General features: G+C 37.2%; 20 protein-coding genes and 1 tRNA gene. 7 read left to right on the top strand and 14 right to left on the bottom strand.

Going from position 1 to position 12,778, the window contains the following annotated elements; genetic code table 11:
* Positions 1 to 174 precede the first annotated feature (174 nt).
* The 10 genes from BWD162_RS05350 to BWD162_RS05300 form a co-directional block, all read right to left on the bottom strand.
* On the bottom strand, positions 175 to 528 hold the full coding sequence (locus tag BWD162_RS05350) for a hypothetical protein (RefSeq protein ID WP_078705740.1): 354 nt from the start codon (positions 526 to 528) through the stop codon (positions 175 to 177).
* Entirely contained in the window at positions 512 to 1,636 is a 1,125-nt protein-coding gene (locus BWD162_RS05345; RefSeq protein WP_078705739.1) for a DUF1376 domain-containing protein, read from the bottom strand. Before BWD162_RS05345 ends, BWD162_RS05350 begins: the two co-directional genes overlap by 17 nt.
* Entirely contained in the window at positions 1,626 to 1,949 is a 324-nt protein-coding gene (locus BWD162_RS05340) for a DUF1376 domain-containing protein (protein ID WP_078705738.1), read from the bottom strand. The genes BWD162_RS05345 and BWD162_RS05340 overlap by 11 nt, the downstream gene beginning before the upstream one ends.
* Positions 1,939 to 2,262 carry a DUF1376 domain-containing protein gene (locus BWD162_RS05335; RefSeq protein ID WP_236824105.1) on the bottom strand — a complete coding sequence of 108 codons (324 nt, stop codon included), beginning with the start codon at positions 2,260 to 2,262 and terminating at the stop codon, positions 1,939 to 1,941. Before BWD162_RS05335 ends, BWD162_RS05340 begins: the two co-directional genes overlap by 11 nt.
* Entirely contained in the window at positions 2,252 to 2,575 is a 324-nt protein-coding gene (locus BWD162_RS05330; RefSeq protein ID WP_078705736.1) for a DUF1376 domain-containing protein, read from the bottom strand. The genes BWD162_RS05335 and BWD162_RS05330 overlap by 11 nt, the downstream gene beginning before the upstream one ends.
* A complete protein-coding gene (locus BWD162_RS05325) occupies positions 2,565 to 2,828 on the bottom strand; it encodes a hypothetical protein (protein WP_153300996.1) in 264 nt (87 codons plus the stop codon). The genes BWD162_RS05330 and BWD162_RS05325 overlap by 11 nt, the downstream gene beginning before the upstream one ends.
* 25 nt (positions 2,829 to 2,853) lie before the next feature.
* Positions 2,854 to 3,363, bottom strand: coding sequence for a crossover junction endodeoxyribonuclease RuvC (locus BWD162_RS05320; RefSeq protein WP_153300995.1), 510 nt, complete (start codon positions 3,361 to 3,363; stop codon positions 2,854 to 2,856).
* 5 nt (positions 3,364 to 3,368) lie between these two features.
* Complete coding sequence (locus BWD162_RS05315; protein ID WP_194284854.1) at positions 3,369 to 4,037, bottom strand: hypothetical protein; 669 nt, start codon at positions 4,035 to 4,037, stop codon at positions 3,369 to 3,371.
* A gap of 333 nt (positions 4,038 to 4,370) precedes the next feature.
* Positions 4,371 to 4,697 carry a hypothetical protein gene (locus BWD162_RS05305; protein ID WP_078705734.1) on the bottom strand — a complete coding sequence of 109 codons (327 nt, stop codon included), beginning with the start codon at positions 4,695 to 4,697 and terminating at the stop codon, positions 4,371 to 4,373.
* Complete coding sequence (locus tag BWD162_RS05300) at positions 4,694 to 4,963, bottom strand: helix-turn-helix transcriptional regulator (protein WP_078705733.1); 270 nt, start codon at positions 4,961 to 4,963, stop codon at positions 4,694 to 4,696. The genes BWD162_RS05305 and BWD162_RS05300 overlap by 4 nt, the downstream gene beginning before the upstream one ends.
* A gap of 110 nt (positions 4,964 to 5,073) precedes the next feature.
* On the opposite strand from BWD162_RS05300, the gene BWD162_RS05295 reads away from it, so the two are divergent.
* From BWD162_RS05295 to BWD162_RS05265, 7 genes are all read left to right on the top strand, one after another.
* The gene (locus BWD162_RS05295; RefSeq protein WP_078705732.1) at positions 5,074 to 5,694 is read left to right on the top strand and encodes a LexA family transcriptional regulator; all 621 of its coding nucleotides are present in this window, start codon (positions 5,074 to 5,076) and stop codon (positions 5,692 to 5,694) included.
* Positions 5,695 to 5,858: 164 nt separating this feature from the next.
* Entirely contained in the window at positions 5,859 to 6,215 is a 357-nt protein-coding gene (locus tag BWD162_RS05290) for a hypothetical protein (RefSeq protein ID WP_078705731.1), read from the top strand.
* Between the two features lie 52 nt (positions 6,216 to 6,267).
* The gene (locus BWD162_RS05285; RefSeq protein ID WP_078705730.1) at positions 6,268 to 7,008 is read left to right on the top strand and encodes an antA/AntB antirepressor family protein; all 741 of its coding nucleotides are present in this window, start codon (positions 6,268 to 6,270) and stop codon (positions 7,006 to 7,008) included.
* Between the two features lie 11 nt (positions 7,009 to 7,019).
* Complete coding sequence (bet, locus tag BWD162_RS05280; RefSeq protein ID WP_078705729.1) at positions 7,020 to 7,796, top strand: phage recombination protein Bet; 777 nt, start codon at positions 7,020 to 7,022, stop codon at positions 7,794 to 7,796.
* Between the two features lies 1 nt (position 7,797).
* Positions 7,798 to 8,418 carry a lambda exonuclease family protein gene (locus BWD162_RS05275; protein WP_078705728.1) on the top strand — a complete coding sequence of 207 codons (621 nt, stop codon included), beginning with the start codon at positions 7,798 to 7,800 and terminating at the stop codon, positions 8,416 to 8,418.
* 128 nt (positions 8,419 to 8,546) lie between these two features.
* The gene (locus tag BWD162_RS05270) at positions 8,547 to 8,798 is read left to right on the top strand and encodes a hypothetical protein (protein WP_078705492.1); all 252 of its coding nucleotides are present in this window, start codon (positions 8,547 to 8,549) and stop codon (positions 8,796 to 8,798) included.
* A 2-nt stretch (positions 8,799 to 8,800) separates the two neighbouring features.
* Positions 8,801 to 9,844 (top strand): tyrosine-type recombinase/integrase, encoded by a 1,044-nt coding sequence (locus BWD162_RS05265; protein WP_078705727.1) that lies wholly within the window; start codon positions 8,801 to 8,803, stop codon positions 9,842 to 9,844.
* A gap of 79 nt (positions 9,845 to 9,923) precedes the next feature.
* Here the strand turns inward: BWD162_RS05265 and BWD162_RS05260 are convergent.
* The 4 genes from BWD162_RS05260 to BWD162_RS05245 all read right to left on the bottom strand — a co-directional run bounded on the left by BWD162_RS05260 (position 9,924) and on the right by BWD162_RS05245 (position 12,716).
* Positions 9,924 to 9,994 (bottom strand) — tRNA-Gln (locus BWD162_RS05260).
* Between the two features lie 67 nt (positions 9,995 to 10,061).
* Entirely contained in the window at positions 10,062 to 10,820 is a 759-nt protein-coding gene (locus BWD162_RS05255) for an iron ABC transporter ATP-binding protein (RefSeq protein WP_078705726.1), read from the bottom strand.
* Positions 10,817 to 11,767: an iron chelate uptake ABC transporter family permease subunit gene (locus tag BWD162_RS05250; RefSeq protein ID WP_078705725.1), complete on the bottom strand. Its 951-nt coding sequence runs from the start codon at positions 11,765 to 11,767 to the stop codon at positions 10,817 to 10,819. Before BWD162_RS05250 ends, BWD162_RS05255 begins: the two co-directional genes overlap by 4 nt.
* Entirely contained in the window at positions 11,760 to 12,716 is a 957-nt protein-coding gene (locus BWD162_RS05245; protein ID WP_078705724.1) for an ABC transporter permease, read from the bottom strand. The genes BWD162_RS05250 and BWD162_RS05245 overlap by 8 nt, the downstream gene beginning before the upstream one ends.
* Positions 12,717 to 12,778 lie beyond the last annotated feature (62 nt).

The following is a 12,778-nucleotide window of genomic DNA, read 5'->3' as shown; positions in this document are numbered from 1 at the left end:
GCATCTGTTCTAATTTTCTCAAATTAGCACCGTACAGAGCGTTTTATGTTTCCAATGTGGAATTTCATCAAAAAACTTTTAAATCTCTCTCTAAGATGCGTTTCTGTTGATTTAAACGCATATCTAATCCAAAAGTGATCACCATTTCTCTCTATTTTGCTGTTCCTAAAATCATCAACCTGTTTTTGTGAGGGGAATGACATTTCCTCCTCTCTCCTGTTCTTTCAGTGCCTTCTTGCGAGTATTTTCAATCGCTCTATGCACATACCAAGCTTTGCAAAGCACCTCGCTTTCTATCTCCTGACAGTAGGAAGAAAGTTCTGCACATGTGGGCATGAATACCTTTGACATCCCTTCAACCTGACCGGTGAGAATATTTTCAACGGCTTGTGCAAGAGCGTATGCTGAAACATCCTTGAGTGTGAGCTTGTAGGATGAGGAAACTACATTGGGATCTGTGTTAGCTGGGACTCTCAAACTCGAAAGCAAGAAAGCTGCTTTCTTAATCTGCTCATCCGAAGCTTTCACACTGAGCAATCTCTGCAGACTGTTGTAAACTTCTAACGCTGTCATCTCCTCCTGTTTCGTCAATTCGCTCCCACTCTTGAAGATCAATGGATACCCCGAACTGATCCTCTTCATAAGCATTTCCAGATGAGAAATCATCTCTGGAACTTTCGAAACTTTCTGCAAGACGTTCGCTGAAACTTTTTTGTCGCTGAGGATAATTTCCATACCTACCATTTTGTTTTTCCTTTTCCAGTTTTGCTTTTTTCTTAGCTAAAATTCCATAATCGGAAGTAACCCAGTTGTACCATGTCCGCTGCCAATCCTTGATTTCTGCACATTTTCTTGGTCTTGCTAGCCAGTAGTTTTTAAATCTCTCAAACTCAAACAACGCCTCTTTATGCGTTAAGCCCTTGTCGATTGCATATTGCAAGTTAGGTTTGAAATCCTCAGGAATGCGACAACTTTGTCCATCCCTAGACCGCTTGGTTTTCTTTTCAGTGCTTTTTTGCTCTGAAACGAGTGATTGGTTTTCTGATGAGGGTGTATCGTGATCCAAATGCTGCTCAACAGCATCATCGGTTGTTTCACTTTGAACCGAAACTTCAGTTGCTAAATCTTCTGAAGCAATTTCTTTTTTTGATAACACGATAGTGTTAGTTTTTTTATTATATATGTTATTGTTAATGTGTTGTCGTGATGACTTCATCATGACATCATCATGATTTTGTGATGACTCCATCATGATTTCATCGTGATCTCTTGATGAATTATCTTGACGCTTATTTCTCTTAGTATTTGCAGCTTTTATAGCCTTTTCTGAGAGTCTATTTAAATTGTCATTGCAATTTTTTAATTCCTCTTCAACTTGCTGACTCCATAAACGGCCATCTTCTAAACGGGTGATTTTTCCCTTACGCAACAAAAGATCTAATGCTTTACTAAAAGCATTTACTGAACAACCAATACGACGAGCTAATGTAGTAATCTCTTCCCAAATCGGTTCTTGTGCTCGATACATGAGAGCAGTGAGTGTCATATAAGTAGCTTTCTCTGCTGCACTCGTACCAGAAAAATCCATGATCCATTCTTCATAGAAATTTCGAACCCATGGTAATTTAGTTGCCATAGTTGCCCTCCTGTTCTTGAAGAAAAGCAGCTTCTTTTAGCTCTTCTTCGACATCTAAATTCCACAAGCGACCATCTTCTAAACGGATGATTTTTTTCTTAAATAATAAAAGATCTAATGCTTTCATAAATGTTTTTACTGGATAACCGACATAAAGAGACAAGGCCTTAAAGTCATTCGAAAGAGGTTCACCAGTGTAAAGCATTTGAAATCGTAGCATCACATAAATGCATTTTTCGGTTGGAGATAAACAAGAAACTTCATTCATCCATTCACCCGCATCAAGTCTCGTCCATGGTATTTTAGTCGCCATAATCGCCCTCCTGCTCTTGAAGAAAAGCAGCTTCTTTAAGCTCTTCTTCAACTTGCTGACTCCATAAACGGCCATCTTCTAAACGGGTGATTTTTCCCTTACGCAATAAAAAGTCTAACGCCTTATTAAAAGCATTAACCGAGCAACCAGCACTGTGTGCTAATTTACTTGGATCACAAAAAATAGGTTCACCACTTCTACGCATGTGCCATTGCAGTATTACGTATGTTGCTATCTGAAATGCTTTCATTCCATTCGTGTCGGCAAGACAATCAGATGGAAAACTTCGAACCCATGGCATTTTAGTTGACATAGTTGCCCTCCTGCTCTTGAAGAAAAGCAGCTTCTTTAAGCTCTTCTTCAACTTGTTGACTCCATAAACGGCCATCTTCTAAACGACTAATATAGCCAACGCTCAGTAGAGTATCCAATGCCTTCACAAATGTTTTTACTGAACAATTAGTGTAACAAGCTAAAAATTTAATGTTATTTAAAAGTGGCTCACCAGTACGCAACATTTCTAGCTGTAATCTTATATAGACGTTGCTTTCAATAGGAGACAAATAAGTCAGATCATATATCCACTTGTCTGCAAAAAGCCTTGTCCACGGTAATTTAGTTGACATAGCTTTTCCCCTCTTTTTCTGAAGATGTATTACTGATATCGAGATCAAATGCTGATGAGGTGTGCCATAAGCTGTCATCTTCTAAACGAATGATATAGCCACATCTCATTAAAGCTTTTAATGTCTTTTGAAACAGTTCTCCTGAACAGTCACACCAATTTGATAAATAAGAAGCATTATTCAAAATAGGTGTACCCTTATCAATCATGAGTGCTACTAGTGTCGTGTAAACAGTGATTTCTGTTTTTTGCAAACCCTCAAGTTCTTTTAAAAATTGACTAGGATAAAATTTTACCTAAGGTGATTGAGTAGCCATCACTGTTTTCCCTCTCTTTCATTAAATATAAAATTGCTAAAGCATCTGCTTCATTATCATCTTCAGGCTCATGTCCTTTTGCACGCACGGCCTTAATTATTTCTGTTTTGGGGACATTGCCTCTGCCTGTCATTGCTTTCTTAATCGTAGCAATAGGGATACCGTCATAAGGAATCTGATAGCATTCACACCAAGTGGTTAAGGTTGCTAACAAGCCCCCATACACATGAGCTGCATCTGTACCAATGTGACAGCGCACTTCTTCAAAATACACCGTGTCAATGTGCCCTAGTATCGCTTTGGTTTCTGTAAGCCATCGCTTAAATCTTAAATACCGCATCCCACCGCCTTCAAATCGACGTGTAGGAAAATGCACTGTTCCACTGGCTATCGTGCCGTCTTCAGAAGAAATTGCCCAACCTGTTTTCGTACCTAGATCAAGACAAAGAATGGTTTGTAAATGAAAGCTCATGACATTTATTGCCCTATCTGTTGGGCATCACGTTGAGTGGAAGCACTCGTGTCAATCTCTGCGTCATCGCCAAAATGCTTACCGGAACGGATTTTTTGATCGCCAGCAATATGATCATTGCCAGCAACTTCTGCGTTATAAATAGATGCACGGCCATAAATTTGAGCATTATCGTGAACATAAGCATAGCCGGAAACCTGAGCATTGCCGTAAATACGTGCATTGCCATTAATCCAAGTACTGCCGTAAATACGTGCATTGTCACAAATATCTACATTTTCATGAACTTCAGCAAAATCATAAACATAAGCATTGCCATGAATATGTGCATCACCACTAACTTTTGTATTGTCATAAACGCGTGCATTACCGGAAATTCGTGCATTGCCGTAAACAGATGCTTTGTGATAAACGAGTGCATTATCGTAAACCAAAGCATCCCAACAAACATTTGCATCGCCATATACTTGAGCACTACCCCCAACCCAACAATTATCATAGTGAGAAAGATTATCTTCTTTTTCTATAAAACCACCCAAATCACCGGCTTTGACATTACCAAAGTCTCTTAACGCTCTAATCTGATACAACGTGCAAACATATAACCCATTAGAGTCGTAGCGTATAAACAACGTACCCTCTTCCATAAGCTCATATTTCTTTTCTATACTCATGTTTATTCACCTTAGTTTAGGCAATATACAGCCATGCACGCTATGACAGAGCGTCTAGCGAGTAGCTCGATTGAAAAAATGTTTTTTAAAAAGTAGCCTTCTTAAGAACTCTGAATACTAAACAATAAGATGGCCACGTTTAATGGAGTACGAGGTTACGCTTGAACACATTCCTTTTGTTCAAAAGGAATAACTTTTATTGGTGGTAAAATATTTACTGATTGAACTGGTTCTTTTACGTCAGTTTTAGCATTGCTTTGACTGAGAATATCAAACAACTTTACCTTTAAAGCCAGTTTTTTCTTTTGCTTCTGTAACGCCTTATTTTTTTGCTCAATATAAATTAGACAGATTTTCAAGTGCAATTTGTTCTTCCTCAATCAATTGACCTTCTTCTTCAAGGGTTTCTTCATAGCGTTTCAGACAACTTTCAACTTTTGACTTATGCAATATCTCTTTTAGTGAAAGGGCATTTTCTTTGAGTAAGCGAACATTTTCTTGAGTAGAATATTGTTTCTTAAGCTCATCTGTACTATCCTCAGGTGACGTTACCTCTGTATATTCTTCTATTAATTTGCTTGCATTCTCTATTCTCTTATTACGACTTACTAATCTGTAAAATCGTGTATAAATTTCTTTTAACATTTCCTTTGCTTTCATAATCTTTCTTCTGTTTGATAGGACGAATTATCCTGTTGATGTTCATTAATCACGGAACTATCGGCAAATGTAGATGTTGGAGGTACTAAACTATCTTGCAATTGGCATAATTTTAAATAATTCATTAAAGAGATAGAGCCTCTTTTTTCCCACTTAGACACAGCAGCTTGGGTTACCCCCAATGTTCTTGCCATTTCTGATTGCGTCCAATTAAATTTGGTCCGTATTGATTTAATCAACTCTTTAAAATCTTCCCGTTGATTCATTTAATAACTCCAGTCACAGTTTTGTCTTAATTAATTCCTATAATTATAGTTATTATAAAGTCAAGAAAATTTATCTTTATCAACGATAAAAAAATAAGGTAAGTAAAACTATGAGTAATAAATCTAATGTTATAAATATTTTAAAGAAGATTTTGACTGAATTTAATTTCACACAAGAAGAGGTAGCTGAACGACTCAACGTAACACAAGCTTCCGTGTCAAAGTGGTTGAAAGATTCAGATCCCCGCGGTTCTAACCGTGATGCTATTTTAGCATTATACAGAGAATTGACAGGGGAAAATCACCTGATAACTTTTGTACCTCTTATGGGGTATATTGGAGCAGGAACAGAGATAGACCCAAGCTTTGAACAAATTCCTGAAGAAGGTCTTGCACAAGTAGAAATTCCTTTCCCTCTCCCTGATGATATGATCGCCTTTGAAGTTAGAGGGGATTCTATGTATCCCGCTTACAAAGATGGAGATATGGTTATTGTTAGACGACGTCAAATCAAAGCAATAGAATCCTTTATTGGAAAAGAAGCAGTCGTTTTAACGCATGATAATAAAAGATACATAAAAAAAGTCAGTCGGGGAATGAATGGAGAGATAGATCTGGTTTCGTGGAATAATATACCGCCCATTAAAAATGTTAAAGTTATGTGGGTTGGAGAGATCTTTGCTATTCTACCAGAAAATTCTTACAGTAAAACGATTCGCTTTGATTCTTAATTTTACCTATATAAAAACATCTTTTTAATTCCTTTACACAGCAAAACTTTATAGTTATTTTTGCTAAAATATAATTTTTTACTTGATATTTTTATAATTATAGTTATAACTATCCCCATATTTAGAAATAAATATTTACCAACGCGAATAAGAGGGGATAGAAAATGAGTAAACAGGTTTCTATAGATGATCATGAGATTCTGTTAGTTGTATGTAATGATGGTCATCACCTTTCTTCATCAGGACCAATTGATGAAACTGAAATCATGAACATTATTAACGGTGTAGGCGATGTTGTAAGCATCCTCCGCATTGATCTTCATTCAAACCGTTATGATGATATTTCTGAAGAAGTTGCTGAACTTTATGTTCAAAAATACTTAAACGATAATGACCATTATTATTTTGTAGAGGATGCCCCATATCCTTTTATAGCTGATAGCTGGGCATACAGTGATGTCTTAGACAAAATAAGGGAACGGGAAAATACAAGTCCATTCTACAGTAATTGTCAGCAATAACCCTTTCTTCCCAACACATCTGAAAATTAATCCAAATAATATGAGGTTTGCAATGGAAGCGCTTATCGCTATTCAGAACAATACAATTAATCAGGAAACTGTTCAGACAGTCAATGCACGTGAATTGTATACATTTTTGGAAGTAGGTCGTGATTTCACAAATTGGATCAAAGACCGTATAAAAAAATACGAATTTGAGGAAGGAAAAGATTATGTTTTAACGCTCGCCAAAATTGGCGAACGTCAAAATGTGGTATTAAAAGAATATTACCTTACCTTAGACATGGCGAAAGAACTAGCCATGGTCGAACGGAATGAGAAAGGTAAGCAAGCTCGTCAATATTTCATTGAGTGCGAACGAAAAGCAAAACAAGTAACACCCCCTCAAATTGACTACTCAAATCCCCAAGTCATGTTAGGTGTTTTTACGCATTTAAAAAATGAAAATGAACGCAAGGATTATATCATTGCTGAATTAACCCCAAAGGCAGAAGCACTTGAACGTTTAGAACGATCTGATGGTTTGTTTGGTATAAGCGAAGCAGCAAAGGATTTAAAAGTAAACCCCAAAGATTTAACGAGCTATTTGCTTAATCGTCGTTGGGCTTATCGTAGTGGTGTGGACAGACGTTTGTTACCTTATCAGAGTAAAATCAAGGGAGGGCTAATGGATTGTGTAGCCAAAACCATTCAAACTATCAGCGGAAGAGAAATGACTGTTTCCAGTGCAAAAATTACATCCAAAGGATTAGCACGCCTCAGTGAACAACTCCAAAAACAGACTCTGCATTAAGGATAAAAATAATGACAACTTCCCTTATAGCAACAGTGGCACAGAAATACAGTTTCTCTGAACAAGAATTCCGCAAAAATGTTATAAATAATTGTATCAATTTCAATATTTCTGAGGAAGATTTTGTTTTCTTTATCTATCTTGCCAATGAATATGGATTAAACCCTCTTAAAAAAGAAATATACGCAATTAAAAAATATGGTGGCGGTATTATCCCAATTGTCGGTATCGATGGTTGGATAAAGATCATTCATTCACACGATAATTTCGATGGAATGACCTTTCAAGACCAACTCGATAACGATGGCAAACTAATTGCTACTACATGCACTGTATATTTGAAGGATAAGAAGCATCCAGTAGAAGTTGCCGAATATCTTAAAGAGTGCAAACAAAATACAAAACCTTGGAATGAATATCCCTTTCGCATGCTACGTCATAAAGCAGTTGCACAATGTGCACGTTATGCATTCGGTTTATCTGGTATCTATGATGAAGACGAAGCTGCTCGTATCAATGAAGCTAACCATAATCCCCAAAATGAGAGGGTATCTGATGAATCACTCGCACAGATTAAAGAGCTAATACAACAAACAAAAACAGAAGAAGCAAAAGTACTCTCTTTTGCAAAGGTCTTAAGCCTCACAGAGATGTCTCATGAGAAAGGGCAAATTATTTTAGAACATTTGAAGGATAGACAACGTTCACAAGTGGAAGAAGAACAACAAGCTTTACCTTCACCAAAACCACAACACACACCAACTCAACAAAATCTACCAGAGGTGTGACATGGAACAAAGGACACCAGAATGGTTTCAAGTTCGTTTAGGTAAAGTCACAGCCTCAAATATTGACAGCATTGTTGATAAAACAAGTAAAGGCTCACCAACAAGCAAATATGAAAACTATAAAATCAAACTCATCGCAGAACGTTTAACAGGCAGAGCAATACTATCTTATGAAACACCAGCCATGCGTTGGGGAAATGAACATGAAGACAGTGCAATTGAAGAATATAGCTTCATTTATGATACCAACGTCACCCGATGTGGGTTTATTCCCCATCCGACAATTGAAATGGCAGGGGCTAGTCCTGATGGTCTCATTGGAGATGAGGGCCTCATAGAAGTCAAATGTCCTCAACTAACAACACACACACGTTTTTTGCTAAGTGGTGAAATCAAACCTGAATATATCTTACAAATGCAATTCCAAATGGCTTGCACAAGACGAAAATGGTGTGACTTTGTCAGTTTCAATCCCTTGTTTACTCATCAAGTAACTCATTTGCGAGTAAAGGCGCTACGTATCCCACGCGATGATGAACAGATTGAGCACATCAATAAAGCTGTCGAAACATTTTTAGCAGAAATAGAACAGGATATGCAAATCTTGACAAAAGCTGTTTAAACCCCATAGGGGGCGCTCTTTTCCTTACATCCCTCCCAACCAGCGCCCCCACCCATTTTTCAATCACTTTCAACACACATGCATATCTCATCACAGGTGAGGTGCAATCAAAATTAAGGAAATTCAACATGGCTCATCGCTACCCTACTATAACACAGCCGGCCATTGCTCGCGCTTTACGAGAAGCTAAAAAGCAAGGATGTGAATTAATTGAAATCAAACCAACCGGTGAACTCTTAATCTATCTCAAAGCAATAACAACACCATCAACTAAAGACTGTAATCTCTTTAACATTGATGATTTTCCTCCATTGGAAGATGAGCAAGAAGAATATAATACTCAAAACACTTGCCGTTCTGTTGACGGTATTAAGTTCTAGTCATGCCTAAACCACGGCCTCCCCACCTTGTCAAAGAAATTACGCGCCATGGTAAAACCATATGGTATGTGCGTATCGGGCATGGTCAAAGGTATAGGGTATACGGAACTTATGGAACGCAAGAATTTGTTGACAATTATACACTTGCTCTCAAAGAAGCGCAAAACGGCCTTCCAAGACAAATAAAACGTACTAGACTTATGGAAGGTTCTTTTGATTGGCTGATGCACCAATATTTGCAAAGCATGCAATGGCATAATCAAGCTGAATCAACCAAAAAAGTTAAACAAAGAATCCTAAATAATATTTCTCAACATATTGGTACTTGTTCCTATAAAAGTATAGAAAAACAGCATATTCTTGATGCGGTAGAGAGAAGACGTGAGACTCCTGCCGCTGCAAGGCATTTTTTGACAGCCTTAAATGGTCTTTTCAATTGGGCAGTTGATAATTCTCTTTTGCACAGAAACCCTGCCTTTAATATCAAACCACCCAAATCCTTTAATACAGAGGGTTTTTCTCCATGGTTAGAAGAAGACATCGATAAATATCATCAACGATGGCCTCTTGGAACACATGAACGCGTATGGATTGATGTTCTTCTCTACACAGGCTTACGACGGGGAGATGTTGTGCGCGTCGGTTGGAAGGATGTAACGGATAATATTATTCATTTAAAGACAGAAAAGAGCAAATTCCAAACAGATGTGTTTCTTCCCATTTTACCTGAGTTAGCAAAAACTCTTGAAACGGGTCCTATTGGTGATGAGACATTTATTTGCGGGAAAGAAGGAAAAAAACTTACTAAAGAAAGTTTTGGCAATCTGTTTAGGAAAGCATGTAATGCAGCGGGAATAAAAAAATCAGCCCATGGTTTGAGAAAATTAGCCGCAACAAGAGCTGCCAATGCAGGAGCTACTGTTTCACAACTCAAAGCAATTTTTGGATGGACTGAAGACGATATGGCATCACTCTATACAAAGACAGCTGATAGAAAACGACTCGCCATAGAAGCAATTAAAAAGCTTCAAAAAGGTGCGGGATAGTGCACAAAAAACTTAATAGAATCAATGGAATCAAAAATCCCTAACTTCTATGTAACCCATTGATTTTATTGATATTTTGCTGGGGAACCTGGATTCGAACCAAGATTAACGGAGTCAGAGTCCGCTGTTCTACCATTAAACTATTCCCCAAAATGCAACGTTCACTGTTTCTAGCAGATTTTAAAGTGTGTGCAAGTTTAAAAGAACAATTTTTAAATTATTGGTAATAGAGTGCTATGGGCACATTATTGATTGTTTTTACTTGAATATCCATATCGTAAATCTCTTTGAGAATTTCTGGACGCATGATTTCTTTTGGGTTGCCACAATAAGCTGCTTTACCATCTTTGAGTGCAACAATTATGTCTGAATAAGATGATGCAAAATTGATGTCATGCATGACAAGAAGAATGGTTTTTTTTAGTTCATTGGCAGTACGGCGTAATTGCTTCATTATGGAAACGGAATGTTTCATGTCAAGATTATTCAACGGTTCGTCTAACAATACATAATGAGTATCTTGACAGATGATCATCGCAATAAAAGCTCGTTGACGCTGTCCCCCGGAAAGTTCGTCTAAAAATCGTGTTTTTAGATCTTGTAAACCGAGATATCGGATAGCGCTGTCAATGAACTGTTTATCTTCATTGTTATATCGACCTTTCGAATAAGGATAGCGTCCAAAGCTCACTAAATCATATACGGTTAAACGGACGGATAAAGAATTATCTTGACGCAAAAGTGAGAGTTTTTTAGCCAAAACATCATGGGGCGTTTTATAGATATCAAGACCATCGATGTTAATTGTACCTGTATCACTTGGTAGAAGACGTCTTATCATCATTAAAAGGGTTGATTTTCCCGAACCATTGGGGCCAATAAGAGAAATAATTCCTCCCTTTGGTAGATGAAGGTATAAATTATCAATAACCAATCTGGCTCCGTAAGTTTTGGAAAGATGATTAATTTCAATCATTTGAATTTTCCCTTCATCAACAAAGCTAAGAAAACAATTCCGCCACAGCATTCAATAATAAAACTCAAGCGTCCTCCCATATTTAAGAATTGTTCTAAGATAAATTGTCCACCAACCAAACAAATGATAGCCAATAATATTGCAATGGGTACAACAACACTGTGTTTTGCCTGAGGTGATAATTCATAAGACAAGTTGGCCACTAGCAATCCAAAAAATGTAACTGGTCCAACAAGTGCTGTCGAAATGGATACAAGAATAGAAACAAAAATGAGAATAGTTGTGGTGCTTTTACGGTAATCAACTCCAAGATTAAGAGCAGCTTCCTGCCCGAGAGCAAGAACATCAAGCAAATAATGTAAACGCCAACCAATCAAGCTAATGATGAGAACAATGATTGTAGAAAAGTTTACTAATGATGTATTTAATTTATTAAAATTCGCAAACATGATGTCAGTTAAATTCATCATTTGATCTGGATTGAGTTGTAATTGCATAAACATACGTAAGCTGAAAAAAAATCCACCTAAAACAACACCAATTAACAAAGTAAGGTGAAATCCTCTAAGGTTTCTTGAAAATAGAAAGTGAAAAAGGCTTATTGAAAAAACAATTAAAATAAGCGCTTCAAAAATAAATTGTCCTTCTTCGTTCAAAAAGGATAAAGAAAGAGAACCAAGGTAATAAAGAGTAGCAGTTTTAATTAAAATATAAAGTTGATCAAACCCCATAATAGAAGGAGTAAGAAGACGATTGTTAACAATTGTCTGAAATAAAACAGTAGAAACAGCTATTGTATAAGCAATAAGAAGAAGAGAAATTAATTTTGTTAGACGAAATGTCCACGTATAAATAGTTATATTCCATGTCATATAAAGGCTGCTTACAACACATGCTATGACAATAAGCGTTGTTAATATGAGAAAAGTTGCTTTCTTTTTACCCAAAGCGTTTCCTCCAGTGTAAAAGAAGCAAAATGAAAATAAAACTGCCAATAACACCCATCATTACACTGATAGGAATTTCAAAAGAATGGTGAATAATTCGTCCTAAAAGATCGCAAATTAATACCATTCCTGCACCGCTAATCGCTACCCAAGGGGCACTACGGTGCATATTGTCGCCTCTGTAACTTGAGACGAGATTTGGAACAATGAGTCCAACAAAGGGAATACGGCCAACTGTGCAGACAACTACAGCGGTAATTAACGCAATGATAAAAAGCCCCCATAACATGACGGCACGATAATTAAGGCCAAGATTGTTGGTTAAATCTTCTCCAAGACCAGCTACTGTGAAGCGATCGGCAGTAAAATAGGCAAGTGTGCATAAAGGAAGAGATAACCATAACAGTTCGTATTTTCCATCAAGAACCATTGAGAAACTACCAAACAAATAAGCCTGAAGAGAAGGAAGTAGCATTTCATAATCGGCAATAGCGTTGGTTAAGGAGCCAATAACATATCCCAGCATAATTCCTGTAAGTGGTACAATGAGAGTGGATTTTAAAGGAATCTGGCGTAATAAAAACATAAAAAGTAATGTACCAGCCATAGCAAAAGTTGTGGCAACAACCATTTTCCCAAGAACAGGCATATTGGGAACAAAAATCATAATAAAAAGAATACCAAATGACGCAGATTCGACAGTTCCAGCAGTTGAGGGTTCAACGAAACGATTACGTGTAAGAAGTTGCATAATCATACCCGAGAGTGCAAGTGCCATGCCTGCTAAAAGTACTGCAGCTGTGCGGGGAATACGTGTTTGCCAGAAGAGAAGCCATGCATTCGGATCTCCTGATAATAGGCTAGAAGGTGTTATATCGGAATAACCAACAAAAATACTTACGACAGAAAGTAAAATAATAACTATTATGGCCATCCAGTAACTTTTCATACTGAACTTTCTTTAAGAAAAATGAAAATAGCAGAGGTTAAAACGACCTCTGCTCTTAAATT

The sequence above is a fragment of the Bartonella sp. WD16.2 genome, assembly GCF_002022505.1.
In the GTDB taxonomy this organism is placed as follows: domain Bacteria; phylum Pseudomonadota; class Alphaproteobacteria; order Rhizobiales; family Rhizobiaceae; genus Bartonella.
This window is presented reverse-complemented; position numbering and strand designations above follow the sequence as displayed.

What these genes read in the sequence shown, in the direction of transcription:
- BWD162_RS05345 (WP_078705739.1), bottom strand. Translation starts at nt 1,636, where the DNA reads ATGGCAACTAAATTACCATGGGTTCGAAATTTCTATGAAGAATGGATC.
- BWD162_RS05340 (WP_078705738.1), bottom strand. Translation starts at nt 1,949, where the DNA reads ATGGCGACTAAAATACCATGGACGAGACTTGATGCGGGTGAATGGATG.
- BWD162_RS05335 (WP_236824105.1), bottom strand. Translation starts at nt 2,262, where the DNA reads ATGTCAACTAAAATGCCATGGGTTCGAAGTTTTCCATCTGATTGTCTT.
- BWD162_RS05330 (WP_078705736.1), bottom strand. Translation starts at nt 2,575, where the DNA reads ATGTCAACTAAATTACCGTGGACAAGGCTTTTTGCAGACAAGTGGATA.
- BWD162_RS05320 (WP_153300995.1), bottom strand. Translation starts at nt 3,363, where the DNA reads ATGAGCTTTCATTTACAAACCATTCTTTGTCTTGATCTAGGTACGAAA.
- BWD162_RS05315 (WP_194284854.1), bottom strand. Translation starts at nt 4,037, where the DNA reads ATGAGTATAGAAAAGAAATATGAGCTTATGGAAGAGGGTACGTTGTTT.
- BWD162_RS05305 (WP_078705734.1), bottom strand. Translation starts at nt 4,697, where the DNA reads ATGAAAGCAAAGGAAATGTTAAAAGAAATTTATACACGATTTTACAGA.
- BWD162_RS05300 (WP_078705733.1), bottom strand. Translation starts at nt 4,963, where the DNA reads ATGAATCAACGGGAAGATTTTAAAGAGTTGATTAAATCAATACGGACC.
- BWD162_RS05295 (WP_078705732.1), top strand. Translation starts at nt 5,074, where the DNA reads ATGAGTAATAAATCTAATGTTATAAATATTTTAAAGAAGATTTTGACT.
- BWD162_RS05290 (WP_078705731.1), top strand. Translation starts at nt 5,859, where the DNA reads ATGAGTAAACAGGTTTCTATAGATGATCATGAGATTCTGTTAGTTGTA.
- BWD162_RS05285 (WP_078705730.1), top strand. Translation starts at nt 6,268, where the DNA reads ATGGAAGCGCTTATCGCTATTCAGAACAATACAATTAATCAGGAAACT.
- bet (WP_078705729.1), top strand. Translation starts at nt 7,020, where the DNA reads ATGACAACTTCCCTTATAGCAACAGTGGCACAGAAATACAGTTTCTCT.
- BWD162_RS05275 (WP_078705728.1), top strand. Translation starts at nt 7,798, where the DNA reads ATGGAACAAAGGACACCAGAATGGTTTCAAGTTCGTTTAGGTAAAGTC.
- BWD162_RS05270 (WP_078705492.1), top strand. Translation starts at nt 8,547, where the DNA reads ATGGCTCATCGCTACCCTACTATAACACAGCCGGCCATTGCTCGCGCT.
- BWD162_RS05265 (WP_078705727.1), top strand. Translation starts at nt 8,801, where the DNA reads ATGCCTAAACCACGGCCTCCCCACCTTGTCAAAGAAATTACGCGCCAT.
- BWD162_RS05255 (WP_078705726.1), bottom strand. Translation starts at nt 10,820, where the DNA reads ATGATTGAAATTAATCATCTTTCCAAAACTTACGGAGCCAGATTGGTT.
- BWD162_RS05245 (WP_078705724.1), bottom strand. Translation starts at nt 12,716, where the DNA reads ATGAAAAGTTACTGGATGGCCATAATAGTTATTATTTTACTTTCTGTC.